The sequence below is a fragment of the Acidaminococcus sp. AM05-11 genome (assembly GCF_003472805.1).
GTDB lineage: Bacteria > Bacillota > Negativicutes > Acidaminococcales > Acidaminococcaceae > Acidaminococcus > Acidaminococcus hominis.
In genome coordinates this window covers 1-24,838 of sequence record NZ_QRMX01000004.1, presented here as the reverse complement: position 1 = coordinate 24,838, position 24,838 = coordinate 1, and the positions used below count along the sequence as shown (strand labels likewise).

Annotated in this window: 27 protein-coding genes and 1 tRNA gene; 27 read left to right on the top strand and 1 reads right to left on the bottom strand. The window is 56.1% G+C overall.

Features of this window, described 5'->3' with window-relative positions; genetic code table 11:
* Positions 1-157: 157 nt before the first annotated feature.
* The 23 genes from DW089_RS03340 to DW089_RS03230 all read left to right on the top strand — a co-directional run bounded on the left by DW089_RS03340 (position 158) and on the right by DW089_RS03230 (position 20,548).
* Complete coding sequence (locus tag DW089_RS03340) at positions 158-1,078, top strand: LysR family transcriptional regulator (protein ID WP_105326442.1); 921 nt, start codon at positions 158-160, stop codon at positions 1,076-1,078.
* A 302-nt stretch (positions 1,079-1,380) separates the two neighbouring features.
* Entirely contained in the window at positions 1,381-1,686 is a 306-nt protein-coding gene (locus DW089_RS03335; RefSeq protein ID WP_233547543.1) for a hypothetical protein, read from the top strand.
* Positions 1,680-3,533 carry a V-type ATP synthase subunit I gene (locus DW089_RS03330; RefSeq protein ID WP_105326440.1) on the top strand — a complete coding sequence of 618 codons (1,854 nt, stop codon included), beginning with the start codon at positions 1,680-1,682 and terminating at the stop codon, positions 3,531-3,533. Before DW089_RS03335 ends, DW089_RS03330 begins: the two co-directional genes overlap by 7 nt.
* A 21-nt stretch (positions 3,534-3,554) precedes the next feature.
* Positions 3,555-4,031, top strand: coding sequence for a V-type ATP synthase subunit K (locus tag DW089_RS03325; protein ID WP_105326439.1), 477 nt, complete (start codon positions 3,555-3,557; stop codon positions 4,029-4,031).
* A 16-nt stretch (positions 4,032-4,047) separates the two neighbouring features.
* Positions 4,048-4,656, top strand: coding sequence for a V-type ATP synthase subunit E (locus DW089_RS03320; RefSeq protein ID WP_105326438.1), 609 nt, complete (start codon positions 4,048-4,050; stop codon positions 4,654-4,656).
* Position 4,657: 1 nt separating this feature from the next.
* A complete protein-coding gene (locus DW089_RS03315; RefSeq protein ID WP_105326437.1) occupies positions 4,658-5,653 on the top strand; it encodes a V-type ATPase subunit in 996 nt (331 codons plus the stop codon).
* Between the two features lie 26 nt (positions 5,654-5,679).
* A complete protein-coding gene (locus tag DW089_RS03310; RefSeq protein ID WP_105326436.1) occupies positions 5,680-6,006 on the top strand; it encodes a V-type ATP synthase subunit F in 327 nt (108 codons plus the stop codon).
* A gap of 6 nt (positions 6,007-6,012) precedes the next feature.
* Positions 6,013-7,788: a V-type ATP synthase subunit A gene (locus DW089_RS03305; protein ID WP_199614565.1), complete on the top strand. Its 1,776-nt coding sequence runs from the start codon at positions 6,013-6,015 to the stop codon at positions 7,786-7,788.
* Positions 7,781-9,172: a V-type ATP synthase subunit B gene (locus tag DW089_RS03300; RefSeq protein WP_105326434.1), complete on the top strand. Its 1,392-nt coding sequence runs from the start codon at positions 7,781-7,783 to the stop codon at positions 9,170-9,172. The genes DW089_RS03305 and DW089_RS03300 overlap by 8 nt, the downstream gene beginning before the upstream one ends.
* A 3-nt stretch (positions 9,173-9,175) precedes the next feature.
* Complete coding sequence (locus DW089_RS03295) at positions 9,176-9,811, top strand: V-type ATP synthase subunit D (RefSeq protein WP_105326433.1); 636 nt, start codon at positions 9,176-9,178, stop codon at positions 9,809-9,811.
* 83 nt (positions 9,812-9,894) lie between these two features.
* The gene (locus tag DW089_RS03290; RefSeq protein WP_105326432.1) at positions 9,895-10,440 is read left to right on the top strand and encodes an RNA 2'-phosphotransferase; all 546 of its coding nucleotides are present in this window, start codon (positions 9,895-9,897) and stop codon (positions 10,438-10,440) included.
* A gap of 161 nt (positions 10,441-10,601) precedes the next feature.
* Positions 10,602-11,975 (top strand): PLP-dependent aminotransferase family protein, encoded by a 1,374-nt coding sequence (locus DW089_RS03285; RefSeq protein WP_105326431.1) that lies wholly within the window; start codon positions 10,602-10,604, stop codon positions 11,973-11,975.
* Between the two features lie 114 nt (positions 11,976-12,089).
* Positions 12,090-12,644 carry a hypothetical protein gene (locus DW089_RS03280; protein ID WP_105326430.1) on the top strand — a complete coding sequence of 185 codons (555 nt, stop codon included), beginning with the start codon at positions 12,090-12,092 and terminating at the stop codon, positions 12,642-12,644.
* A gap of 16 nt (positions 12,645-12,660) precedes the next feature.
* Entirely contained in the window at positions 12,661-13,236 is a 576-nt protein-coding gene (locus tag DW089_RS03275) for a nitroreductase family protein (protein WP_105326429.1), read from the top strand.
* Positions 13,237-13,286: 50 nt separating this feature from the next.
* On the top strand, positions 13,287-14,144 hold the full coding sequence (locus tag DW089_RS03270) for an NAD(P)/FAD-dependent oxidoreductase (protein ID WP_105326428.1): 858 nt from the start codon (positions 13,287-13,289) through the stop codon (positions 14,142-14,144).
* Complete coding sequence (locus DW089_RS03265) at positions 14,141-15,187, top strand: hypothetical protein (RefSeq protein ID WP_105326427.1); 1,047 nt, start codon at positions 14,141-14,143, stop codon at positions 15,185-15,187. The genes DW089_RS03270 and DW089_RS03265 overlap by 4 nt, the downstream gene beginning before the upstream one ends.
* A 30-nt stretch (positions 15,188-15,217) precedes the next feature.
* Positions 15,218-16,435, top strand: coding sequence for an MFS transporter (locus tag DW089_RS03260; RefSeq protein WP_105326426.1), 1,218 nt, complete (start codon positions 15,218-15,220; stop codon positions 16,433-16,435).
* Positions 16,436-16,470: 35 nt separating this feature from the next.
* Entirely contained in the window at positions 16,471-16,935 is a 465-nt protein-coding gene (locus tag DW089_RS03255; protein WP_105326425.1) for a peptidylprolyl isomerase, read from the top strand.
* Positions 16,935-17,204: a GIY-YIG nuclease family protein gene (locus DW089_RS03250; protein WP_105326424.1), complete on the top strand. Its 270-nt coding sequence runs from the start codon at positions 16,935-16,937 to the stop codon at positions 17,202-17,204. The genes DW089_RS03255 and DW089_RS03250 overlap by 1 nt, the downstream gene beginning before the upstream one ends.
* 152 nt (positions 17,205-17,356) lie before the next feature.
* Positions 17,357-17,554 (top strand): cold shock domain-containing protein, encoded by a 198-nt coding sequence (locus DW089_RS03245; protein ID WP_105326423.1) that lies wholly within the window; start codon positions 17,357-17,359, stop codon positions 17,552-17,554.
* A gap of 194 nt (positions 17,555-17,748) precedes the next feature.
* On the top strand, positions 17,749-18,495 hold the full coding sequence (locus DW089_RS03240; protein ID WP_105326422.1) for an SDR family NAD(P)-dependent oxidoreductase: 747 nt from the start codon (positions 17,749-17,751) through the stop codon (positions 18,493-18,495).
* Positions 18,496-18,505: 10 nt separating this feature from the next.
* Positions 18,506-19,852 (top strand): branched-chain amino acid transport system II carrier protein, encoded by a 1,347-nt coding sequence (gene brnQ / locus DW089_RS03235; protein WP_105326421.1) that lies wholly within the window; start codon positions 18,506-18,508, stop codon positions 19,850-19,852.
* An 87-nt stretch (positions 19,853-19,939) separates the two neighbouring features.
* A complete protein-coding gene (locus tag DW089_RS03230) occupies positions 19,940-20,548 on the top strand; it encodes a porin family protein (protein ID WP_105326420.1) in 609 nt (202 codons plus the stop codon).
* 110 nt (positions 20,549-20,658) lie between these two features.
* Here the strand turns inward: DW089_RS03230 and DW089_RS03225 are convergent.
* Positions 20,659-20,735, bottom strand: a tRNA-Arg gene (locus DW089_RS03225).
* Between the two features lie 134 nt (positions 20,736-20,869).
* On the opposite strand from DW089_RS03225, the gene DW089_RS03220 reads away from it, so the two are divergent.
* The 4 genes from DW089_RS03220 to DW089_RS03205 all read left to right on the top strand — a co-directional run bounded on the left by DW089_RS03220 (position 20,870) and on the right by DW089_RS03205 (position 24,700).
* Complete coding sequence (locus DW089_RS03220; protein ID WP_105326419.1) at positions 20,870-21,238, top strand: CidA/LrgA family protein; 369 nt, start codon at positions 20,870-20,872, stop codon at positions 21,236-21,238.
* Positions 21,231-21,914, top strand: coding sequence for an LrgB family protein (locus tag DW089_RS03215; protein ID WP_105326418.1), 684 nt, complete (start codon positions 21,231-21,233; stop codon positions 21,912-21,914). The genes DW089_RS03220 and DW089_RS03215 overlap by 8 nt, the downstream gene beginning before the upstream one ends.
* Before the next feature lie 166 nt (positions 21,915-22,080).
* Positions 22,081-23,238: a M20 family metallopeptidase gene (locus DW089_RS03210; RefSeq protein WP_105326417.1), complete on the top strand. Its 1,158-nt coding sequence runs from the start codon at positions 22,081-22,083 to the stop codon at positions 23,236-23,238.
* Between the two features lie 22 nt (positions 23,239-23,260).
* Positions 23,261-24,700: a YfcC family protein gene (locus tag DW089_RS03205; protein WP_118286770.1), complete on the top strand. Its 1,440-nt coding sequence runs from the start codon at positions 23,261-23,263 to the stop codon at positions 24,698-24,700.
* The last annotated feature ends 138 nt before the right edge of the window (positions 24,701-24,838 follow it).

Sequence of the window (24,838 nt, the reverse complement as noted above, 5' to 3'; positions counted from 1 at the left end):
CAACAAAACCAGCAAGAGCCCCTGGACCCCGTTCCAGGGGTTTTTGCTGTCCTGAAGAAAAATTGGCAAAGGCGCAGGAATTTGGCAGTCAGAGGGCTTGAAAAATGGTAGAATATAAGTAATAATAGTTTGATTCTTGCAAGGTGAGGGGTACATTATGGATTTTCGTGAACTGCAATATGTAGTAACTGTAGCTGACTGCCGGAACATTACCCAGGCGGCCAAACAACTGTATATTTCCCAGCCTTCCCTCAGCTATGCCCTGGCCCGGATCGAAAAGGAAATCGGCGTCAAGCTTTTTGACCGGTCCCAGCAGCCTTTGGCGCTGACGGATGCGGGGATTATCTACGTGAAGACGGCCCGGGATATTCTTCAGGAACGGATTGAGATGAAAAACCGCCTGGCGGACCTGAAGGACGGCCAGGGGGCCCGGATCAGTCTGGGGATTCCGGCGGAGCGGGCAGGGTATATGCTGCCGCCCATTATCAATACCTTCCGGCAGCGCTTTCCGGATTCGGAGTTTTTCATTCAGGAAGCGGGTACGGACGAGCTGATTGAGCTGCTGAAGAATAATAAGGTGACCTTCCTGGTCTGCCCCCGGGACCAGGAGTATCTGCCGGTGCCCATGGTGACGGAACTGATCTACCGGGAAAAGGTGCAGCTGATTGCGGCGGAAGATGCCTTTACGGACGATATGTTCCTGGACAAGGCCAGCCGGCTGGTGGATCTGAAGAAACTGGAGCATATGCCCTTTATCGGCATCAAGAAGCGTCATTCCATCCATGCCCAGGTGGAGCGGATTTTCCGCCAGTATGATATTTCCCCCAAGGAACTGATGGAAGTGGAAAGCAGCATGACGGCGGTCCAGCTGGCAGCCTGCGGCCTGGGCTTTACCATTGTGCCCGGCCGGGCCAAGAAAATCCTGGGGCCGGATTATGCCCGGTATTGCTACGATTATTCTCCCCATCCTTTTCAGTGGAACATCAATGCCATTTATAAGAAGAACAGCTATCTGAATAAAGCGGAACGGTATTTCATTGACCTGCTGAAGCGGGAATTTGGCAGCCGGGAAGTCTAAAAAGGGCCCTGCCGGGGAAGTCTGGCAGGGTTCTTTTTAACAGCCGCAGAAAGTGTTTTGAGACTGGAAAATCCATGTAGGGTGGGCCAAAATGTGAGAAAAAAAGGCGTTTTACGAAAAACATATCTAATTAATTGATAACTTTTCTTAAAAATATGTTACAAAATCCCCTATTATCATTAAATATATAGTATAATTATATATATTCTAAGTACCAGAAGGGATTTTTCTAGCTCTGTAGAATGTATATACCATAACTGTAATGAATCTCTCTACGGTACAAAGGTGGTGAAACCATGTCCATGTTAGAAGAAATAAAAAATGCCGAGCAGCAGGCAGACGAACTGAAAAAACAGGCGGCTGCAGATGCTCGCAGCACCCTGCGCCAGGCCCAGGAAAAGGCCCACGCCCAGGCTGCAGAAGTATTGCAGGAAGCCCGGAAACGGGCGGCTGAAACGGTAGCGGCTGCAGAAGCTGCGGCCAAGACGGAAGCCGAGGCTGCCATTACCCAGAAAAAGGGCGAAGCTGACGCTGTGGCTGCCAAGGCCCGGAAGAATCTGCCCCAGGCAGTGGACTATATTATGGAAAAGGTCGTGATCGCATGTTAGTTCCCATGCAAAAGCTGACGCTGTACGCGTTGAAGGCGGATCGCGATGCCCTGTACCTGGCCCTGCAAAAAGATGGCAGTGTCATGCTGGAACCGGAAGAGGACAGCAAAGCCCTGGAGGGTTCCGAAGAAGTCAGTGCCCAGCTGGATAAGGCCGGGCAGGCTCTGCGCTTTATGGTGCAGAACGGGGCCAAAAGTGCCCTGTTCCCCCAAAAGGAGCGGGTATCCTATGGGGACTTCCTGAAGAAGAACGATCAGGGGCGGCAGCTCACCGAGCAGCTGGACACCATTGCCGGCAAGATTGCTTCCCTGGAAAGTGAAGCGGCGGCTTTAAGGACCCAGGCGGACAGTCTGGAACCCTGGCTGCAGCTGGACGTTCCTTTGGAGCAGCTGGCTTTTACGGAGACCACCCGGTGCTATGCGGGCTTTTTGCCCGATACCCAGCTGGAAACCGTTCGGGAAGGGCTCAAGGACCTGCCGGTGGAGCTGAGCGTCTATGGCCTCAGTGAAGACGGGCAGGCGGTGGTAATCATCGCCTATCTCAGCGCCGACGAGGAGGTCAAGCACCTGTTAAAGGAAAATGACTTCAGCGAAGCGGTGCTGCCCAAACGCAGCGGTACGGCCCAGCAGGTAAAAGCTGAACTGTTGGAGGAAATCCGCCAGCGGGAAGAGAAGGTGGCAGAGCTCAGAAAGGAAACCCAGGAGCTCGGCGGCCAAAAGCAGCAGCTGGAGCTGTACTATGACCAGCTGTCCGCGGCCAACGCCCGGCTGGCCAACGGCGGGGTAGAAACCGCCAAGGCTTTTAGGGTCCAGGGCTGGGTCCGGAAAGACCGGACAAAGCACGTGGAAGAAGTTATCCGCAGCGTCACCGATGCTTTTGAAATTTCCTTTGCAGAACCGGACGGGGAAATCCCACCTACGGTGCTGGAAAACAATTCCTTGGTCCGGCCCTACGAGTCGGTGGTGGAGCTGTACTCCCTACCCATGGCTGGCTCCTTTGACCCGGATGCCATTATGGCCCCGTTCCATTTCATCTTCTTTGGGATGATGCTTTCCGATGCCGGGTACGGGCTGGTACTGACCATTATGCTGTACATCGCCATGAAGAAATTCAAACCGGAAGGGTTTGCCGGGAAACTGGCTATGGTCATTTTCTTCGGCAGCATTTCTACCATTATCTGGGGCGCCATGTTTGGCGGCTGGTTTGGTTTGGAATGGAAACCCTTGCTGTTTGTGCCCATGAAAGAGCCCATCAAGATGCTGGCCCTGTGCTTTGGCCTGGGGGTCCTCCATCTGGTTACCGGGATGCTGATCAAAACGTATCTGCTGATCCGGGATGGGGATATGCTGGGGGCCATTTGTGATGAAGTGAGCTGGCTGATCATGTTTGCCGGATTCTTTGCCATGGCACTGGTACCGGGCCCCTTGGGCAAGTACCTGGCCATTTTGGGTGCCGCCATCATCATCTTGTTCGGCGGACGGGAAAAGAAGGGCATTGTCAGCCGCCTGCTGGGCGGGCTTCTGAGCCTGTACAATATCAGCGGGTATCTGAGTGACCTTTTGAGCTACTCCCGGATTTTCGCCCTGGGGCTTGCTACCGGCGTTATCGCCATGGTTATCAATACCGTGGCCCAGATGCTGTGGGGTGCTGGCCCAATTGGCATTGTGGCTGCTATCCTGGTGCTTTTTGCCGGTCACTATTTCAACATCATCATCAACGTGCTGGGTGCCTTCGTGCACAGCAGCCGGCTGCAGTATATCGAGTTTTTCGGCAAGTTTTATGAGGCCGGCGGCCGGGCGTTCCTGCCCTTGGCCCTGCGGACCAAATATACAGATATCACGAAATAAAACCTTAAGGAGGATGTAATTATGATTACTTTAGGAACGGCTCTGGCATTTGGCGGCGCTGCCACGGCAGCAGCTCTGGCAGGCGTAGGAAGCGCCATTGGTGTAGGGATTGCTGGTCAGGCAGCTTCCGGCGTGGTCAGTGAAGACCCGGATAAGTTTGGTAACGTTCTGGTATTGCAGGCTCTGCCTGGTACCCAGGGCATTTACGGCCTGTTGATTGCCTTCATCATCATCTTGAATCTGGGGGTTATCAGCGGCGATATCAAGGAATTGACCACGTATCAGGGACTGGCCTTCTTCTTTGCTTCCCTGCCCATGGGCATTGGCGGTCTGCTTTCCGCTATCTACCAGGGCAAGGTGGCTGCTTCCGGTATTTATCTGACGGCAAAACGCCCGGAAGAAACTGGTAAAGGCATCATCCTGACGGCTATGGTAGAAACCTACGCCGTACTGTCCCTGTTGATTTCCTTCATCATGGTGAACGGCATTAAACTATAAGTGAGGTGGACGCGTCGTGGCAGGCGATAAGATTATTCAGAAGATAGAAGAAGAAGCGAAGCAGGACGCGGCAGCCATCGCGGCCGCAGCCCAGGAAAAGGCTACCAAGGAGGCAGACCGGATTCTGGCCAAGGCCAAGGAAGAAGCAGCGGACGTAACCGCCAAGGCCCAAACTGAAGCCAAGGAAGCCGCCGTCCGGCAGCAGCTCATTGGTGAGCTGCAGTCCCGGAAGGACACCTTGGCCAGCAAGCGGGCTGTGATCCAGGAAGCCTTTACGGAGGCCGCTGCCCGGCTGGCAGCGCTGCCTCAGGCAGATTGGGAAGCCCTGATTACCCGGATTGTGCTGTCCTGCGACCTGGAAGGGCACGAGGAACTGGTGGTTCCCGCCAAGGACCGTGCCATTTATGAAGGCGGGTTTTTGAAGAAGCTGAACAAGGAACTGCGGCAGCAGGGGAAAGAGGGCGACCTGAAGCTGGCCCAGGACGCGGCTGCTTTTGACGGCGGCGTGCTGATCCGGGGCAAGAGCTGTGATTACGATGGCTCTTTTGCCACCTTGCTGCAGGATGTGCGTGATCAGGAGGAATATCGCGTAGCAGAGCTTCTGTTTGGCGCGGAGGTGAAGTAAGATGCCCCAGCCCAGTTATGAATATGCCCTGGGCCGCATCAGTGTTCTGTCCACCCATCTCCTTACAGCAGCGCAGCTGCGCCGGATTGCCGAAGCAGGCAGTTCCCAGGAAGCCATCAAGCTGCTGATGGAAACCGGGTATGGTGAAAACCAGACCACAGAACAGGAAATCGCCCTGGGTGAAATTGATTTGATTATCCGGGAACAGCTCCAGCTGACCCGGAAACGGATTCAGGAAATTACTCCGGATCCGGAACTGACAGGCTTGTTTTTGCTGCCGGTGGATACCCACAACCTGAAGGCCCTTTTGAAGGCCCGGCTTTTGGGGACTTCTGCCGACGACATTCTGCGGGAGGGCGGAAACTTTTCCCTCCAGGACCTGAAGGATATGGTCCAGACCAAGTATTACGAAGATCTGCCCCCCATCTACCAGCATACGCTGGAAGCTATTGAGGGAGAACTGAACCGGGAACCGGATCCCTTCCTGCTCAGCGCCCAATTGGACCAGGCCATGTTTGCCCAGGCCCAGGAAGTACTGGACCGGAAAAAGGAACACGGCTTTATCCGGGAGTACTTTTCCCTGTGGGCGGACTTTACCAATACCCTGAGTCTGATCCGGGCTCAGAACCTGCACTGGGACGTGGCCAAACTGCGCCAGGTGCTGATTACTTGCGGGGAAATCCCCCTGAAGGTGTTTGAGGAGAGTTTGGACGTACCGGCGGAACAGCTGGGCGCCAGCCTGGGACAGGGTTCCCACAAGGGGGAACTGATCCAGGCCATCAACGAATATGCCCAGACCAACGAGCTGGGTGTAATCCCCAAACGGATGAAGGAAGGCCTCAGCCTGATCATCCGGCGGGCCAAATGGGATACCCACACCCTGGGCCCCATTGTGGGCTACCTGATGGCCCGGGAAACCGAGGCGGAAGCTCTGCGGCTGATATTCGGCGGACTGCAGGGCGGCTTTGAAGTAACGCTGCCGGAGGTCTATGCGTAAGGGCCCGGAAGCTTGGGAGGATGAAAATGGAAAAAAAGAAAATAGCAGTGATCGGTGATCCCAGCTCCGTTATGATCTTCAAGGCCGTTGGTTTTGACGTGTTCTACGAAGAAGAACAGGAAAAAATAGAGCGCAGGATCCACAAGCTGGCGGATGCCGGGTATGTGGTCATCTACATTACGGAAACCGCTGCCCAGAAAGCCAAAGCAGTGATTGACGAATACGCTGCCGCTACCTTTCCTGCCATCATTCTCATTCCCAGCGGCAATAAGTCCCTGGGCTTGGGTATGCAGCGTGTTCGGGAAAACGTGGAAAAAGCAGTGGGCGCCGATATTCTGTTCAAGGAAGGGTAGGGATAGATTGTGAGTGGAAAAATCGTAAAAGTATCCGGCCCGCTGATTGTTGCTGAAGGCATGAAGGACGTGGAACTCCATGATATGGTCCGCGTCAGCGATAAGCATTTGATCGGTGAGGTTATCGAATTACGGGATGATAAAGCCTCCATTCAGGTATACGAAGAAACGGCCGGCCTGGGACCGGGGGAACCGGTGGAATCCACCGGGGTGCCCATGTCCGTAGAACTGGCACCTGGCCTGATCGAAAGTATTTTCGATGGGATCCAGCGGCCGCTGGAGGAAATCTATAAACTGGCCGGGGATAGAATCCGCCGGGGTATTGATGTGCCCAAGCTGGACCGGCAGAAAAAATGGGAGTTCGTGCCCGTGGCCAAAGTCGGAGACGAAGTGTCCGGCGGGGACGTGATTGGTACCGTCCAGGAAACCCCGGCCGTACTCCATAAAGTCATGGTGCCTCCTGGCAAGGGCGGCACGGTGGAATGGGTTTACCAGGGGGAAGCCACCATCCTGGACCCGGTGTACAAACTGAAAGACAAACAGGGCAAGGTCACGGAATACCCCATGCTCCAGGTATGGCCGGTACGGGTGGCCCGTCCTTATAAGGAAAAGCTGCCTCCGGATGAACCCATGGTAACCGGGCAGCGGGTTATCGATACCCTGTTCCCCATTGCCAAGGGCGGCGTGGCAGCAGTGCCCGGGCCTTTCGGCAGCGGCAAGACGGTTATCCAGCACCAGCTGGCCAAGTGGGCCGATGCAGATATTATCGTCTACGTAGGCTGCGGCGAACGGGGCAACGAAATGACCGACGTATTGAACGAATTCCCGGCCCTGAACGACCCCCGCACCGGGCTGCCGCTGATGAAGCGGACGGTGCTGATTGCCAATACCTCGGATATGCCGGTGGCCGCCCGTGAAGCTTCCATTTATACGGGCATTACCATTGCCGAGTATTACCGGGATATGGGCTACAAGGTGGCCATTATGGCCGACTCCACTTCCCGTTGGGCAGAAGCCCTGCGTGAAATGTCCTCCCGGTTGGAAGAAATGCCCGGTGAAGAAGGGTACCCGGCGTACCTGTCTTCCCGTCTGGCAGAGTACTACGAACGGGCCGGCGAGGTGGAATGCCTGGGCAAGGATGACCGGGTAGGCGCCGTTTCTGCCATTGGGGCCGTATCCCCTCCTGGCGGCGATATTTCTGAACCGGTTTCCCAGGCTACCCTGCGGATTGTCAAGGTATTCTGGTGCCTGTCCTCTGCCCTGGCCTATGCCCGGCATTTCCCGGCCATCGACTGGCTGCAGAGCTACTCCCTGTATTCCGATCGGCTGCGGGCCTACTACGACAAGCACGTGGCGCCGGACTGGTCCAAACTGGTGGGCACCACCATGGAAATCTTGCAGGAAGAATCCAGCCTGAACGAAATCGTCCGCCTGGTAGGTATCGATGCCCTGGGCTTCAAGGACCGGATCACCATGGAATGCGCCCGGTCCATTCGGGAAGACTTTTTGCACCAGAACTCCTTCCACGAAGTGGATACGTACACTTCCCTGGAAAAACAATACGACATGCTGAAGCTGATCATTACCTGGTACGAACAGGCTTTGGAAGCCATGACCAAGCATGTGAACCTGGATAAGATCATTGAAATGCCTATCCGGGAAAAGATTGGCCGTGCCAAGTACATTCCGGAAAGCGAACGGAAGGAAAAGTTCGCCGAACTGAACAAGGAATTGGAACAGGCCTTTGCAGAACTGACGGAAGAGGGTGACGACAATGCGTAAAGATTATAAGACCATTCGCGAGGTAGTCGGCCCTCTGATGCTGGTGGACCAGGTACAGGGTGCCACCTACGATGAACTGGTGGAAATCCACCAGGAAAACGGGGAAGTCCGCAGCGGCCGTGTGCTGGTCATCGACGGGGACAAGGCCCTGGTACAGCTGTTTGAAAGCTCCCAGGGGCTGCGTCCGGCTACGGCCAAGGCCCGTTTCCTGGGCCACGGCATTCAGCTGGGGGTATCTCCCGATATGCTGGGCCGGGTATTCGACGGCATGGGCCGCCCCATTGACGGAGGCAAGCCCATTATTCCGGAAAAGTTCCTGGATATCAACGGGGAACCCATGAACCCGGCTGCCCGGGACTATCCTTCGGAATTTATCCAAACCGGGGTCAGCGCCATTGACGGGCTGAACACCCTGGTCCGGGGCCAGAAACTGCCGGTATTCTCCGGTTCCGGTCTGCCCCATGCCCAATTGGCTGCCCAGATTGCCCGGCAGGCCAAGGTACTGGGCACCGGCGAAAAATTCGCCGTAGTGTTTGCCGCCGTAGGGATTACCTTTGAAGAAGCCAACTTCTTCATGCAGGACTTTAACCGGACCGGCGCCTTGAGCCGTGCGGTGATGTACATCAACCTGGCCAACGACCCGGCTGTAGAACGGATTGCAACGCCGCGTATGGCCATTACCGCTGCTGAATATCTGGCCTTTGAGCTGGATATGCACGTACTGGTTATCATTACGGATATTACCAACTACGCCGATGCCCTGCGGGAAGTATCCGCTGCCCGTAAGGAAGTGCCCGGCCGCCGGGGCTATCCTGGCTACCTGTACACGGACCTGGCTACCATGTACGAACGGGCCGGCCGGATCAAGGGCAAGAAGGGGTCCATTACCATGATTCCTATCCTTTCCATGCCGGAAGACGATAAGACCCACCCCATTCCCGACTTGACCGGGTACATTACCGAAGGGCAGATTATCCTGTCCCGGGAACTGTACCGGAAAGGGCTGACGCCGCCGATTGACGTGCTGCCGTCCCTGTCCCGGCTGAAAGATAAGGGCGTGGGCAAGGGCAAGACCCGGGAAGACCATGCCGATACCATGAACCAGCTGTTTGCTGCATACTCCCGGGGCAAGCAGGCCAAGGAACTGGCCACCATCCTGGGGGATTCGGCCCTGAGCAAGGTGGATAAGCTGTATGCCAAATTCGCCGATGCTTTTGAACGGGAATACGTGTCCCAGGGCTACCAGACCAACCGCTCCATTGAGGAGACTTTGGACTTGGGTTGGAAGCTTTTGGGTATCCTGCCCAGATCCGAACTGAAACGTATCCGTGATGAATATCTGGACAAGTACTACAAACCGGCGGATGGCAGCGAGGGGGAATAACCCATGGCTACAAACGTAAACCCTACCCGGATGGAGCTGACCCGGCTGAAGAACCGGCTGGCCACTGCCGTTCGGGGACATAAATTGCTGAAGGACAAGCGGGACGAAATGGTGCGGCAGTTCATGATCTACATCCGCCGCAACCATGAACTCCGGCAGAAAATGGAAAAAGCCCTCCAGAACGTTTCCCGGCATTTCGGGATGGCCAAGGCCCATATGGGGGCCCTGAGCGTCAACGAAGCCCTGCTGTACCCGGCACGGAGTGCCGAGTTTGAAGTGGGCCGGAAGAACGTGATGAGCGTGGAGGTGCCGTCACTGAAGTACACCGGCAACACGGCGGACGATGCTGCGTCCATTCCCTATTCCTTTGCTTTTACGGCGGAAGAACTGGATACGGCTGTAACAGAACTGACCACCCTTTTGCCGGAACTGTTGGAACTGGCAGAGGTGGAAAAGACCTGCAATATGCTGGCAGATGAAATCGAAAAGACCCGCCGGCGGGTTAACGCCCTGGAATACGTGATGATTCCGGAAATGCAGGAGAGCATCAAGTATATCACCATGAAGCTCAGCGAGAACGAAAGAGCCAGCACGGTGCGCCTGATGAAGGCCAAGGAAATTATGGCCAAGCAGGCGTAGGGTGCCGGAAAATAAGAGGCTGGGAAAAAATGAGGTTTCATTTTTTCCCAGCCTCTTTTGGATTTTGCCCTAGGAGGTGCAGCATGTCACTCAACGAAACAAGCAAATTTCTGGCGTTAATCCTGCGGCATAAGCCGGAGGTAATCGGCATTACCCTGGACCGGCACGGCTGGGCCAAGGTGGAGGAAGTGGTTGCGGGGATTGCCAGGCAGCAGCCCTTTGATCGGGCGATGCTAGAAGAAATCGTGCGCACGGACAGCAAGCAGCGCTATTCCTTTAACGAGGACCATACGCTGATTCGGGCCAACCAGGGACACTCCCTTCCCGTGGACGTAGAACTGGCAGAAAAGACGCCGCCGGAAGTGCTGTGGCACGGCACCGGTGAAAAGTATACCGCGTCCATTGAGGCCCAGGGCCTGATACCCAAATCCAGGCTGTATGTGCATCTGTCCGGGGACTACGCAACCGCCGTGAAGGTGGGGGCCCGCCACGGCAAGCCTGTGGTTTACCGGGTTGCCGCGGGAGAAATGGAGAAGGCCGGCTTCCGGTTTTATCAGTCTGTAAACGGGGTGTGGCTGACCAAAGGTGTGCCTGCCCAATATTTAAAGCGAACGGCGGAGGCAGATTAACAGATTTGGACGAGCTTGGTGTATAGGAAGCTGGGCGAAGGGCACAGGGCGCTAAGAAGTTAGAACGCAGAACGTGCAGTAAAGGGGACTGTGCTCTAAAAGGGGTAAATTGTGGTAGAATAAGGAAACACAGTTTGACAAAGTAAAGGAGGCAGCAAGCGTTGGCAACCACGTTTAATTTTCGTCCGGAGCGGGGCCAGGGGCCCTTGTACCGGCAGCTGGCCAGCTATTTCCGGCAGGAAATCCGGGAAGGGCGGCTGCTGCCCCTGGAGTTCCTGCCCAGCATCCGGAAGCTGAACCGGGACCTGAAGCTGAGCCGGACTACGGCGGAGGCGGCCTACGAAATCCTCATTGACGAGGGCTACGTCCAGAACCTGCCCAGCCGGGGCTACCAGGTGGTGGATACCGGGAGGATTCCTGCCCCTAAAAAGGTACGGCCCCAGTGGGCTAGGGCGGAAAAAGAGAAAAAAGCGCCTCCTGTGCTCTATAATTTTTCCAATAATTACATTGATACGTCCACCTTCGATACGGTGCTGTGGCGGCGCTGCCTGAACAAGGTGCTGCATAGTCCTGGGGCGCTGGCCGGCTACGGGGACCCCCAGGGGGAACCGGTACTGCGGGAGGTCCTGGCCCGGTACAGCTACAGTGCCCGGGGCGTAGTGTGCACTCCGGAACAGATCCTGGTAGGGGCCGGCCTTCAGGCCCTTTTGGTGATTCTGCTGTCCATTTTGCCGGTGGAGCCCAAACGGGTGGGACTGGAGGCACCGGGCTTTCCCCAGGCGGAGCAGGTATTCCACCTGCTGGGCTGGGAAACCCAGACCTTTGACCCTGGGGACCCCAAGGCGGACTGGCCGGGGCTGCTGATGATCTCTCCCGCCAACCCCTACAAGGGGCGGGCCCTGACAGAACGGGAACGGAATAACCTGATTGTGGCCACCCAGCTGGAGCGGGTGTATCTGCTGGAGGATGACTACAATGGGGAATTCCGCTACCTGCATCAGCCCACCCCGGCCCTGCACAGCTTTGGCAACCGGGAGCAGATCATCTACGTAGGGTCTTTTTCCCGGACCCTGCTGCCTTCCCTGCGGATCAGCTACCTGGTGCTGCCGGAAAAACTGCTGCCGGCCTACCGGGCGGTGGCAGCCCGCTACAACCAGACGGCATCCACCATGGAACAGCTGGCCCTGGCCCAGTATATTGAGGACGGGCATCTCACCCGGCACGTGAAAAAGCTGCGGACCCGGTACCGGGAAAAGAGTCGGCAGCTGCGCCAGGCCCTCCAGGAAGTGTTTGGGGAGCTGGTCCTGCCCATGAGCTACGGGTCCGGGCTTCACCTGCACATTGCCCTAAGGCTGCCGGGCACGGCGGCAGAATTGGCCCAGCAGGCCCTGAAGCAGGGGGTGCGGATTATTCCTGTCCAGGGAACGCCGGAGGGGCAGCCCCCGGAGTTTCTCCTGTCCTTTGCGGGGATTGGGGAAGATAAGATCCGGGACGGGGTAAAGGCTTTGTACCGGGCCCTGGTACCGGAAAAATAGCGGCCGGGTACATTGTGTTTCCCTACTGTTCTAGGGTATAATGGAACAAAATATAGTATATAAGAAGTAAATTGTAAGCAAGAAGAAGTTACCTGTAAGCAAGGAGGTGCGGCGATGCATAAAAAATGGGAGGCAGCTGCCTTGGCCCTGGCTTTGACGCTGCCCATACCGACCGTTCAAGCCGCCCAGTATTTTGCCCCGAAATATGGCTTTTCCCAAAATGGCCAGCTGCAGCCGGCCCTGACGGTAGAATTTACCAAAGGGGTGCCCCGGCAGATTTCGGCTATTTTGACGGGGACGCCCGGCAGTGAGCGGGTCATGGCGCTGGCCTGGCAGAACGACCAGAATATCGGCCTGGTGGCCTACCAAAAGGGTGTGGACTATGCCCTGTATAAATTGAACTTTCGTCCCGGCAAGGAAGATTTGCTGATCCTGAGCTACGGCAAGCACGGGGTGGGGCGGACCCACCTGAATGAAGTGTCCGTGATTGGCGAGGACGCCCTGGGTGTGGTGCGGCCCCTGCCCGTAGTGGGCTTTGAGCCGGTAGATGTATTCAATTCGCCGCTGCAGATCCGCCAGAATCAGGCTGTGCTGTTTCTGGAAGACGCGCCTCACGTGCTGACCTTATCGGCAGATGGGGCGATGGGCTACCTGGTGGATGTGGAATAAATAAGGAGGAACCAGCATGAGTTTGTCTGAATTATATAAGGGCTGCCGGACCTACCGGCGCTTTACCCAAAAACCGGTGCCGGAGGAGCTGCTGCATACGCTGGTGGACACGGCCCATACCCGAAGCTGCGGCCGCAACGGCCAGCCTTTGCGGTTTATCGTGGTGAAAAGCCCGGAAAAGGTGGCTGCGATGCAGCCGCTGGTGCGCTGGGCGGCGGCACTGCCCAAGGCCATCGGCACCCCTGTCCAGGGAGAACAGCCCACGGCTTTTGTGGTGGTGCTCCGGGAAAACAATGCGGGGCCGCTAACCAATGTGGACTTGGGCATTGCCCTGGACACTATGGCCATCTGCGCCTGGGAACAGGGCGTAGGCAGCTGCATTATGGCAGCTGTGGACCGGAAAGCCATTGGGGAGCTCCTTTCTGTGCCGGAAGGCTGGGAAGTGAATATTGTGCTGGCCCTGGGGTATCCCAGCCACCAAAGCACCTTGGTGGAGGCCCAGGAGGGCGGCAGCCTGGATTACTATGTGGACGAGAAACGGGATTACTACGTGCCCAAGCTGAAGCTCAAGGACGTGGCCCGGTTCTGCTGAAACGGTAGGCCCTGGGGAAAACAGAACCCAGGGCCGGCAAGGAGTACAAAATGATCTATGATACAGCCATTATCGGCGGAGGTCCTGCGGGCCTGAGTGCTGCCGTTACGGCAGCCGCCCGGAACCAGTCCGCAGTGTTATTTGACGCCGGGGATTTTGCCCCGGCACTGCGCAAATCCCACAGTATCAAGAACTACCTGGGTATGCCGGACCAATCCGGCAAGGCGCTGATGGACGCCTTCCTGGCTCACGCCAAGGAAGGGGGCGCTGTGGTAGTGCCCCACAAGGTGCTCAGCGTCATGAGCCTGAAGGACCATTTCTACTTGGCGACTCCGGGGGATATTTACGAAGCCAAAACGGTCATCCTGGCTCCCGGGGTGGCCCACGGCAAGGGCCTTACGGGAGAAGCGGATTATTTGGGACGGGGCATCAGCTACTGCGCTACCTGCGACGGGAATTTCTATAAAGGAAAACATATTGGGGTCATCACCACCCTGGAATCTGGCTGGGAAGAAGTGCTGTTTTTGGCTTCTTTGGCGGCAGAAGTGGACGTTTGGGCCACATATCCCGTGCCGGCCTTTACGGAAAAGAATATTCGCATTCGGACGGGGAAACCCACCGCCGTGGAAGGCGGGGAGAAGGTTACCGCCCTTAAAACCACGGAAGGCACGGAACCGGTGGACGGTATTTTTATCCTCCGGGAAACGGATCCTTTGGAAAAGCTGCTACCGGGCCTGAAACTGGACGGCCGCTTTATTGCGGTGAACCGGCAGATGGCTACCAGCGTGGACGGGGTATTTGCCGCCGGGGACTGCACCGGCCTGCCCTGGCAGATCAACAAGGCCGCCGGGGAAGGGCAGGTGGCCCTGCTCTCTGTGGCTTCGTGGCTCCAGGAGCACCGGCAATGACCGGGGAAAGGCGGCTCCAGGCAGGATTACTAGCGGCACTTCTTGCTGCCAGCCTGCTGACGGGCTGCGGCAGCAGTACCGGGAGCCAGAGCACTGCCTCCAGTAAGGGGACGGAAGCGGCCAGCACCCAGGAAAAACTTCTGACCAGCCCGGCCCCCAGCCAGGAAACCAAGACCTTGGCTCCTGGGGAAGGGGAACGGGGCGCCCGGGTGGAATTTGTGACCCGGGAACACAAGATGGAACGGATCACCTTTTCCGGGGGCTATCTCCGGACCCTGCCGGAAGAAAAGCCGGATACCATTATGCGGGCGGCCCCGGCGGGCAGTCTGGGAATGATTTTTGGGAAACGGGAAATCAACGGCCTGGAATGGGCCAAGGTGGCTACCCGGGATGGGGTCACCGCCTGGTACGCGGCGCCGGCCCGGGAAGGGGCACTAAAGGAAGACAAGCGGCCGCCGCTGCAGATTGCGGAAAATGTTTACCGCAGCACCTATCCCCAGGTAACCGGGGAAGTACCGCCCCGGGTCCAGGACCGGATCAACCAGGAGCTGGGCAATTACTACTCGGTATACCGGCACGTTATCGGGCCGGTGGGGGGCGAGCTCCAGTGCAAGGTGACGTATAACCGGCGGGGGCTGCTGAGCCTGGTATTTACCGGCAAGCCCATCCGGTACCGGACCTATCCGGTGTCCGAGGTGAACAACCTGGCCAGCTGGTCCCAGCTCAAAAAATACGTGTACGTTTCCCCATTGATTGGGGGTTCGGACCCCAATTCCCTAACGGCCGAGCGGACGGATCTCCAGTACGGCATGGTTTTTGACCTGAATACGGGGAGCCGGCTGACCTACGAGTATTTTCTGGGAAAGAACCGGGAAGCTGCGGTAAAAGAGCGGCTGGCAGAGCTGGGCAGCGATGCCCGGCTGGACCCGGACAATTTTTACGTGGATGACCAGGGAAAACTCATTGCCCTGGCCAGTGTCCAGCAGCCGGAGCCGGGACGGGTTCCCTTAGACCTGTCGGATCTGGTGGTGCGGGACTATTAAAACAAAATCAAGCCTAAGGAGAGGGTAACCATGGATCAGGCCATGTCCGCCAATTGGAAGCGGACTTTCGGGGTCCTTTGGATCTGTGTTTTTCTGGTATGCGCCAGCTATACCATGGTAGTGCCTTTCCTGCCGTTATTTCTGGTGCAGGAGCTGCACCTGCCGGCGGCCAATGCCAAAATGTGGTCCGGGGTGATTATCGCCGTGACCTTTGTCCTGGCAGGGGTGATGGCTCCCTACTGGGGTGCCCGGGGCGATGTGTCCGGGCAGAAAATCAATGCCATCCGGGCCGGGGTGGGGCTGACCTTCTGTTATGCCGCTACGGCCCTGGTAACGGACCCCTGGCAGCTTTTGGGGGTGCGGGTGCTGATGGGCATCATCAGCGGGTTTGTGCCGGCCTGTATGGCCATGGCTTCCTACATCTTGCCGGAAAGCCGGATGGGGTGGGGCATGGGACTGATGCAGACCGCCAACTCCAGCGGCAGCATTATGGGGCCGCTTTTGGGGGGCTTTCTCAGCAGCCTGTTTGGTATGCGGATGTCCTTTATGGTGGCGGCGGGGTCTTTGGGCCTGGCGGCTCTGGCGCTGGTGTTCCTGGTACCCCGGGACCATCCCAAAGGGCCTTCGGCTGCCGAAGCCAAGCAGGGGATGTTTCAGCAGCTGGGGGGCATGCTCACCCAGAAAACCTTGTTTGGCATCCTGCTGCTTTTTGCCCTGGTAAAGGCCTGCATTATGGTGGTGCAGCCGCTGCTGACCATTTATGTCAACGACCTGCTCCAGGGGGCTCCGGATGTGGTGACCATTTCCGGGGTAATCCTGTCCCTGGCAGGGATTGCCGGTATTGTGGCCGCGCCTTTCTGGGGCACCCAGGGGCATACCTATGGCTGCAACCGGGTCCTGTCCCTGGTGCTTTTCAGCGCCGGCGTTATGGACGTGGCCCAGTATTTCGGCCACAATATTTGGATTTTTGCCATTCTGTACTTTGTCTACGGCCTGTTCCTGGCAGGAGCAGCTCCCAATCTGTACACCAGCATGACCCAGGAAACTCCGGTTTCCCAGCGTGGCAAGGCCTTTGGCCTGGCCACGGCAGCGGACCAGCTGGGCGGCGCCATCGGCCCCTTGGCCGGGGGTTTTCTGGGAGCCTTTATGACCATTGGCCAGATTCTGGCCCTGACCGGGCTGGTGCTGATGGTGGGCGGAATTTACGTGTATCAGTCAAAAGTACGGAAACAGCCTGTGGTATCTTGACGGCTTGCCGTCTATAAATAAAAAGGAGATGCAATATGAACAGAAAAGTACATTTTCACACAACGTTAGGGGATTTCACTGCGGAAATTTTTGAGGATAAGGCGCCTATTACGGCTGCCAACTTTCTGAAATTGGTGGAAGAAAAATTCTATGACGGCATTATTTTCCACCGGGTTATCGATGACTTCATGATCCAGGGCGGGGACCCTACTGGTACCGGCCGGGGCGGCTCCAAGGACGTGATTCGGGATGAATTCGGTCCTGGCCTGGCCCACGACAGCGAGGGCATCCTGTCCATGGCCAATGCCGGCCCCAACACCGCCAGCAGCCAGTTCTTCATTACCCTGGTTCCTACGCCCTGGCTGAACGGCCATCACGCCATTTTCGGCAAAATCACCGAAGGTATGGATGTGGTCCACAAAATCGGCTCCACGGCTACGGACTTCAGTGACCGTCCCCTGGAAGACGTTGTGATGGAAAAGGTTGAAATCGTAAAATAATGGCAGCCTACGTGTATATGATCCGCTGTGCCAATGGATCGCTGTACACCGGGTGGACCACTGACCTAAAGCGGCGCCTGGCCCAGCATCAAGCGGGGACAGGCGCTAAGTTTACCCGGGGCTTCAAGGCGGTGGAAATGGTCTATTTTGAGGAAGTTTCCAGCCGGGAAGATGCCTTGAAACGGGAGTATGTTCTAAAACATTTAAAGAAAGCGAGGAAAGAGGAGCTGGTTCGATGCTTTACGGGAAAGCTTCAGAAAATTACATGAATACAGCCTCTTTTTCTTGTACTTTTGCTTGTAAAAGCAGTCCTGTTATGCTAGAATGATTCTCAGAGAAAGCGGACTTACTGAATGTTGAACGCAAAGTATCACAGATAGGTGGATCGTTTTTCGCAATATTTTTTAGGAGGCCAAGTAATATGACTGGCAAAGTAAAATGGTTTAATGCTGAAAAGGGTTATGGTTTCATTGAACGCGAAGATGGCGGCGACGTATTCGTACATTTCTCCGCAATCCAAGGCGACGGTTTCAAAACCTTGGAAGAAGGCCAAGCTGTTGAATTCGATGTAGTCGAAGGCAACCGCGGTGAACAAGCTGCGAACGTTGTTAAGCTGTAAGATATAGCATCTGAAGAATAAACAACCAAGCAATGAAAGGGGTGTCGCAGAAATGCGATACTCCTTTTTTTCTATGTCTGGGGTGGGTGAGCCCTGGGCGGCGCATACTGTCATTCTATAACAATCAGAAACAGCGCCGGGGAAACTGCCTGGAAGGGCAGCAGACCTGCGCACACAGAAAGGGGAATTGGACAATGGCTGCGTACGGAATGGAAGGAAAGCGGGGCGTCATCAGCGGCGGTACCTCGGGTATCGGCCTGGCGGCAGCCCAGCTGTTGGTGAAGGATGGTGCGGAAGTGATTCTCATTGGCCGGGATGCCCAAAAGGGTGCCCAGGCGGTGGAAAGCCTAAGCGGCGCCGGCAGGGCCCGGTTTGTCCAGGCAGATCTCAGCACAGTGGCCGGCTGCCAAAGTGTGGCGGCAGCCCTGGAAGACCAGAAACTGGATTTTCTGGTGAACTGTGCCGGGATGTACCAGGAACGGATGCTGGACCGGCTGACGGAAGAAGATTATGACCAGGTAATGAACCTGAATGTGAAAGGAACGGTGTTCCTGACCAAGGCCCTGCTGCCGCTTATGCAGGAGGAGGGCCCCTCGGTGCTGAATATTGCCTCTGACGCGGCTTTGGAGGGCAACTATGGGTGCAGCGTCTACGCAGCCTCCAAAGGGGCTGTGGTGGCCTTTACCAAGTCCCTGGCCCTGGATTTGGCGCCTTGGGTGCGGGTGAACTGCCTGTGCCCCGGGGATGTGGAAACGCCCCTGGTGCGCAAGCAAATGGAAGAAGGCGGCTACACCATGAGTGCCATGGCTTCCATCTATCCTATGGAACGGATTGGCCAGCCGGAAGAAGTGGCCCATATGATCTGTGCCATCCTGTCGCCTATGAACAGCTTTATGACCGGCGCTGTAGTCAGCGTGGACGGCGGACTGACGGCAAAATAGGAGGCGCCACATGGAGAAAAAATTAACGAGAGCCAATGCGTTGTTTATCGGTTCCATGCTGTTTGGCATGCTGTTTGGGGCCGGCAATCTGATTTTCCCGGTGCATATGGGGCAGCTGGCGGGATCCAATTTCTGGTCCGCCAACTGGGGCTTCATTTTTACCGGGGTATTTATGCCCTTCTTTGCCCTTTTGGCCATTGGGCTTACCGGAAGTTCCGGGGTGGAAGAACTGGCGGGCAATGTGCATCCCATCTTCGCCCGGATTTTTACCATTTTGCTGTATTTGACCATCGGGCCGGCTTTTGCCCTGCCCCGTACAGCCACCGTATCCTTCCAGATTGGGGTGGTGCCCTTTTTGGGGAGTACCAATCCCACAGTGGCCCTGGCCGTATTTACCTTTGTGTTTATGGCGGTGGCCCTGGCCTTTGCCCTGAAGCCTTCCAAGCTGATTGTGTACATCGGCAAATGGCTGAACCCGGCCTTTTTGACCTTCCTGTGCCTTTTGGTGTTGGCCGCCCTGCTGCACCCCATGGGGTCCGTGGCCATGATTGCACCCCAGGGGGATTACAGCGGCCATGCCTTCCTGACCGGTTTTAAGGAAGGGTACAACACCATGGACGTTCTGGCCATGTTGGCCTTTTCCGTTATCGTGGTGGATACCATGCATAACCTGGGGGTCACGGACCGGAAAACGGTTTCCCGGGACATTATCAAGGTGGGCGTGATTGTAGTAATCCTCATGAGCCTGATCTACACCATGATTACCTGGCTGGGTACTTCCAGCATGGGCAAGCTGGCCCTTTCTGCCAACGGGGGCATTGCCCTGGCCCAGATTGCCCAGTACTACTTTGGCCCCTTGGGCGGCCTGCTCCAGGCTGTCATCGTGACCCTGGCCTGCCTGAAGACGGCCATCGGCCTGATTTCCGCCTGCTCCGATACCTTTGCGGAATTCTTCCCCATGAGCCTGGGCTATAAGGGCTGGTGCGTGGCTTTTGCCGTGATTGCCTTCCTGGTAGGCAATGTGGGGCTGACCCAGATTATTGTGCTGGCCATTCCTATTTTGATGTTCCTGTATCCCCTGGCCATTACCCTGATTCTGTCTTCTTTTGCCCGGGCTTTGTTTGGCCAAAGCAAGCGGCTGTACCGCTGGCCCATGGTGCTGGCCGGAATCGCTGCCTTTGGGGACGCCCTGAGCGCACTGCCCCAGGGCCTGGCCAATTCTCCCCTGGTGCTGCAGATTCTCGGCTATTACAAGATTCTGCCCCTGTTTAGCCTGGGTATGGGCTGGGTAGTGCCCACCTTTGTGGCCCTGCTGCTGGCCATTATCAGCGTGAAGCTGGTGGGCGACCGGGCGTGATTTTGCGTTCTTTTGGGGAAAAGTGTATAATAGTAAGGTAAATAACAATCATCCAGGGATGATATTTCATACGAGGAGGGATTTCCCATGCAAAAAATTATCATTGCGGCTGCAGTAATGAGCCTGCTGCCCCTGACCCTGGCCAGCGCATCTCCGCTTGCCAAAATCGCCCCGGGAGCAGCCCAGATCGATGCCAATGTTACGGTGGGCACCCATTTGGAAGGCCAGAAAGACGGCCATTCCGTGGACTTCGACGGTGATACCCGGTACCGGGCAGGTGCTACGGTAGGCATTGCGGACAATTTGGGTCTGGACTACACGTATGCAGCGCACGAAGGCAACGAAAATGCATCGGTGCAATCCCACCAGGTAAACCTGGTTTATCAATTTAACCCCTATCTGTACGGCTTCGGCGGCTATGTACGGAACCGGGCCAAACTCCATGGCTACCATGACAACACCAGCGGTTATCAGGTAGGCGCCATTGGCCGGCTGCCCATTACGGACAAGACCACGGGCTGGGCCAAGTTTGGCATCGGCAACACCATCACCCAATACGAAGTGGGCGTGGGCTATGCCTTTACCGATAACTGGGAAGGCAATATTTCCTACAACGACAGCAAGTACAAGGATTTCTCCGGCGATATTGATGCCAAGACCCACGGTGTCAACGTAGGCGTATCCTACAAATTCTAAAAGCTGCGGCGCAAGCGTCTTTTCCGGCTCCTGCAAAGGGGCAGGAAAGGGCGCTTTTTTGCGTCCAAAAGAAAAAGGCCCCGCCCGCAGGCAGGACCCAGAAACAGCTTTGGTGCGATTGGCGCGAGTCGAACGCGCGACCCTCTGCTTAGGAGGCAGATGCTCTATCCATCTGAGCTACAACCGCATAACGCATCTATTATACCAATTCTGAGAAAAAAGTTCTACTTTTTTAGGCCAATGCCTTTTCAACTGCACAGGAATCAAGTATACTAAAAACAATCATGCAAAAAAATACACAAATCAGAAAAAGGAGAACTCATGAAAATCGTAACTGAACTGGCCCTGTTGTTCAGCCTGTGTCTTATCAGCGCAGGCATTACCCACCTGCTGCCGGTGGCCATGCCGGCCAGCGTGGTAAGCCTTCTGCTGCTGACCCTGCTGCTGTACCGGAAGGTCATCAAACCGGAACAGATCCGGGGCGTTGCCACCTTTCTGATGGGCAGCATGGGCATCTTTTTTGTGCCTGCCCTGGTGGGAACCGTGGAGTATCTGGAAACCCTGAAGGCCTATTTGCTGCCCTTTGCGGTGGTAACCCTGGTGACCACGCCCCTGGTGTATTTTGTTACGGCCTGGACCATCCAGCTGGTGCTGAAGTTCCGGGACAGACAGGAGGTGCCCCATGCTTAGTTCCTTTGCCAGCAATCCGTTCTTTGGCCTGGCACTGACCTTTGCCTGCTGGGCCCTGGGGCTGAAAATCCAGAAAAAGACCGGCCTTTTGCTGCTGAACCCGGTACTGGTGGCAGCGGTGCTGATTGTGGTGGTGCTTACGGTTTTTGGTATCTCCTTTAAACAATACAATGTAGGGGGCTCCCTGGTGTCCCTGATGCTGGGACCTGCCACGGCGGTGCTGGCGCTCAATATCTACCAGCAGCGGGAAATTCTCCATAAGAATTTTCTTTCGGTGGTGATTGGCTGCACGGTGGGCTGCCTGGTCAGCATTGGCGCGGCCATCCTGCTGTGCCGGCTTTTTGGCACCAACCAGGTGTTTTCCATTTCCATGCTGCCCAAAAGCGTGACCACGGCCATTGCCCTGGGCATATCGGAAAGCGGCGGGGGCATTCCGGGAATCACCGCGGCAGCGGTGGTGTTTACCGGCATTGAAGGGGCGGTGATCGTTCCCTGGCTGGCCAAGCTGTTCCGCATAACCCATCCGGTAGCGGAAGGGGTGGCCATCGGGGCCTGCAGCCATGCCATCGGCACCAGCAAGGCCCTGGAAATCGGCAAGGTCCAGGGGGCCATGAGTTCTATTTCCCTGTGTGTCTGCGGCATTTTGACCACGGGGCTGATGCTGTTTTTTGGCTGAAGCCAGCAATAAGCGTAGGATAAAAAAGATAATTTTGTTACAAGAAATTGTAATGAAATTATCTTTTTTGCATATTTATCCAATTTTGTTGCTATTTCCAGGGATACAGTATAGAATAAAAAATACTCATTATAATTATCATTATCCATTACAAGGAGGCGTACCTATGGAAATCACAAGGGAAGCCATCGAACAGGCGGTGGAGTCCTACCGCCAGGAAATGCTGGACTACTGGAAAGAGCTGGTGAATTTTCAGGCCGGCAGCAAAGAAGGAGAGCGCATGTTTGCTCTGCTGAGCCAGGTCAATGCCAAATTAAACCGGGAAGGCTTTGCCAGTGAACTGCTGCCCACGGGCAGCCCCATTCCGCTTTTGCGGGCGTACCTGGGCAAGGAGCGGCCGGGCAAACCTATTTTGCTTAGCGGCCACTTGGACACAGTATTTCCCAACGGCAGCTATCCGGAAAATCCCTTTACCATCCGGGACGGAAAGGCCTATGGCCCCGGGGTCAATGATATGAAGGGCGGCATCGTCATGGCCATTTACCTGGCCAAGGTGCTGGACAAGCTGGGGTATGCTAAGCATCCCTTCAAGCTGGTTTTTGTCGGGGACGAGGAAACCACCCATATAGGTTCCCAGGCCGATGTGCTGCTGGCCCAGGAGGCGGAAGGCTGCCTGGCGGCGTTTAATTTTGAAACGGGCCGGATGGACAACGGGCTTACCGTGGGCCGGAAAGGCTGCATGGACGTGTGGATTACGGTAACCGGCAAGGCCGGCCATGTGGGCAACGCCTATGCGTCTTCCAGCAACGCCATTGAGGAAATGGCCTACAAGATTGTGGAGCTGCGGAAGCTGACCAACCTGGATTTAGGGCTGATTGTCAGCACGGATATTATTTCCGGCGGTACGGTGTCCAATGCGGTGGCGGACCACTGCCGGATTGAGGTGGACTGCCGCTACGACTTCAATGCGGATAAGCCCATGCTGGAAGAAAAAATCAAGGAAATCTGTGCCCGGACCTATGTGCCCGGTACGACTACGGAAGTGCAGTTTGTGTCCAGCATGCCGGTGTTTGAAAAGACGGCGGGCAATGAGCACCTCCTGGACCTGGTGAACCAGGCTGCCCAGGAATTTGGCCAGCCAGCCTTTGGCCCGGCCCACCCCGGCGGCTGCTCCGATGCGTCCTTTATGGCCAAGGCAGGGATTCCCATCCTGTGTTCCTGCGGGGTGCAGGGGGACGGAGCCCATACCAAGCATGAATTTGCCAATGTAGAAACGATGTTTACCCGGACCAAGCTGCTGGCAGCAGCCATTTGCAAGTTATAACCATTTTGAGGGGGAGTCCACTGTGAGTGAAGAAACGAAGACGGTGCCGGAAAAGCCCGTCAACAAAACCTTATCGGTACCCAGTCCGATTCTGATTATTGCCTTTATCCTGTTTTTAAGTGCGGTGGCCAGCTACATCATTCCTGCCGGGATTTTTGACCGGGTAAAAGATGCGGCCAGCGGCCGGATGGTGGTGGATCCCAACACCTTCCATTTTATTAAGCAGCATCCGGTGGGCATCTTTGAAGCCTTTATGTCCATTCCCAAGGGCATCAAGGGAGCCAGCGAAATTGTGGGCTTCCTGATGATCATCGGCGGCGCCCTGAACGTAATGGCCGCTACCGGTACCATTCACGCGGCCATGGGCCATGTGGTGCGGAAAATGGCGGGCCGGGAAATCCTGATGGTACCCGTGATCATTACCGTGTTCAGTATGCTCAGTTCCTTTGCCGGGTGCAGCGAAGAATACATTGCGTTCCTGCCCCTGATTCTGTCCGTCAGCTATGCCCTGGGGTTTGACTCCATTACGGCAGTGGCCCTGGTGCTGGCTTCTGTAGGCACCGGCTACGGCGCTGGGGTGACCAACGCCTTTACCGTAGGGGTGGCCCAGAGTATTGCCGGCCTGCCCATGTTCTCTGCCATCCAGGTGCGTATGGTGATGCTGGTCATCCTGATTCTGGTGAGTATTACCTACGTGATGCATTACGCCAGAAAGGTCAAGAAAAACCCGGAAAGCAGCCCCATGTATGAACTGGACAAGATCTACAAGGAAAAGCTTAATATCGAGGAAGACGAAAATGCCCATGTGGCCCTGACCAAACGGCATACCTTGGTATTGGTGGGCTTTGTGGCCACCATCTGTGCGGTGCTGGTAGGGGTTATCAAGTTTGGCTTCTACATTGAAGAACTGGCTGCCCTGTTCCTGATGCTGTCGGTGTACGCCGGCGTGGTAGGGGGACTCAGCCCCAAGGGCTACTCCGATGCCTTTGTAGCCGGGGTCAAGAATATGGCCCTGCCCTGCCTGATGGTCAGCATGTGCCGGGGCGTGACCATTATCATGACGGATAGCAAGATTTTGGACACCATTATCTTCTATCTGGCTGGCGCCCTGAACCTGCTGCCCCATTACCTGATGGGCTTTGGCATGTTCATCGTCCAGGACCTGTTCAATATTGTGGTGCCTTCCGGTTCCGGTCAGGCTGCCATCACCATGCCCATTATGGCGCCTTTGGCGGATCTGGTGGGCATGACCCGGCAATCGGCGGTTATGGCCTTCCAAATGGGGGATGCGTTTACCAACTGCATTACCCCTGCCAGCGGGACCACTATGACCATCCTGACCATAGCTGGGGTGCCCCTGAAGAAATGGTGGAAGTTTGCGGTGCCCATGGTGGGACTGTGGTGGATTGTGGCCTTTGGGGTCATGAGCTACTGCACCGCCGTAAAATTGGGACCCTTCTGAGGCCTAAAACTCTATAGACAGCAAAAGAGGGTGTGAAATAATGAAACTTCTATCGTCGTTCGTTCCTTATTACCTTCAACATTTATGGTGTGCTCCCCGTCAAGTAGACAGTTCCTAATAATATAAACCTCTACGCCG

Excerpts from the sequence above, each read along its gene's own strand:
- DW089_RS03270 (WP_105326428.1), top strand. The coding sequence starts at position 13,287 with ATGATCTATGATACAGCCATTATCGGCGGAGGTCCTGCGGGCCTGAGT.
- DW089_RS03340 (WP_105326442.1), top strand. The coding sequence starts at position 158 with ATGGATTTTCGTGAACTGCAATATGTAGTAACTGTAGCTGACTGCCGG.
- DW089_RS03300 (WP_105326434.1), top strand. The coding sequence starts at position 7,781 with ATGCGTAAAGATTATAAGACCATTCGCGAGGTAGTCGGCCCTCTGATG.
- brnQ (WP_105326421.1), top strand. The coding sequence starts at position 18,506 with ATGGAGAAAAAATTAACGAGAGCCAATGCGTTGTTTATCGGTTCCATG.
- DW089_RS03310 (WP_105326436.1), top strand. The coding sequence starts at position 5,680 with ATGGAAAAAAAGAAAATAGCAGTGATCGGTGATCCCAGCTCCGTTATG.
- DW089_RS03275 (WP_105326429.1), top strand. The coding sequence starts at position 12,661 with ATGAGTTTGTCTGAATTATATAAGGGCTGCCGGACCTACCGGCGCTTT.
- DW089_RS03315 (WP_105326437.1), top strand. The coding sequence starts at position 4,658 with ATGCCCCAGCCCAGTTATGAATATGCCCTGGGCCGCATCAGTGTTCTG.
- DW089_RS03215 (WP_105326418.1), top strand. The coding sequence starts at position 21,231 with ATGCTTAGTTCCTTTGCCAGCAATCCGTTCTTTGGCCTGGCACTGACC.
- DW089_RS03325 (WP_105326439.1), top strand. The coding sequence starts at position 3,555 with ATGATTACTTTAGGAACGGCTCTGGCATTTGGCGGCGCTGCCACGGCA.
- DW089_RS03290 (WP_105326432.1), top strand. The coding sequence starts at position 9,895 with ATGTCACTCAACGAAACAAGCAAATTTCTGGCGTTAATCCTGCGGCAT.
- DW089_RS03260 (WP_105326426.1), top strand. The coding sequence starts at position 15,218 with ATGGATCAGGCCATGTCCGCCAATTGGAAGCGGACTTTCGGGGTCCTT.
- DW089_RS03245 (WP_105326423.1), top strand. The coding sequence starts at position 17,357 with ATGACTGGCAAAGTAAAATGGTTTAATGCTGAAAAGGGTTATGGTTTC.
- DW089_RS03220 (WP_105326419.1), top strand. The coding sequence starts at position 20,870 with ATGAAAATCGTAACTGAACTGGCCCTGTTGTTCAGCCTGTGTCTTATC.
- DW089_RS03265 (WP_105326427.1), top strand. The coding sequence starts at position 14,141 with ATGACCGGGGAAAGGCGGCTCCAGGCAGGATTACTAGCGGCACTTCTT.
- DW089_RS03255 (WP_105326425.1), top strand. The coding sequence starts at position 16,471 with ATGAACAGAAAAGTACATTTTCACACAACGTTAGGGGATTTCACTGCG.
- DW089_RS03250 (WP_105326424.1), top strand. The coding sequence starts at position 16,935 with ATGGCAGCCTACGTGTATATGATCCGCTGTGCCAATGGATCGCTGTAC.
- DW089_RS03230 (WP_105326420.1), top strand. The coding sequence starts at position 19,940 with ATGCAAAAAATTATCATTGCGGCTGCAGTAATGAGCCTGCTGCCCCTG.
- DW089_RS03210 (WP_105326417.1), top strand. The coding sequence starts at position 22,081 with ATGGAAATCACAAGGGAAGCCATCGAACAGGCGGTGGAGTCCTACCGC.
- DW089_RS03335 (WP_233547543.1), top strand. The coding sequence starts at position 1,381 with ATGTTAGAAGAAATAAAAAATGCCGAGCAGCAGGCAGACGAACTGAAA.
- DW089_RS03295 (WP_105326433.1), top strand. The coding sequence starts at position 9,176 with ATGGCTACAAACGTAAACCCTACCCGGATGGAGCTGACCCGGCTGAAG.
- DW089_RS03280 (WP_105326430.1), top strand. The coding sequence starts at position 12,090 with ATGCATAAAAAATGGGAGGCAGCTGCCTTGGCCCTGGCTTTGACGCTG.
- DW089_RS03240 (WP_105326422.1), top strand. The coding sequence starts at position 17,749 with ATGGCTGCGTACGGAATGGAAGGAAAGCGGGGCGTCATCAGCGGCGGT.
- DW089_RS03330 (WP_105326440.1), top strand. The coding sequence starts at position 1,680 with ATGTTAGTTCCCATGCAAAAGCTGACGCTGTACGCGTTGAAGGCGGAT.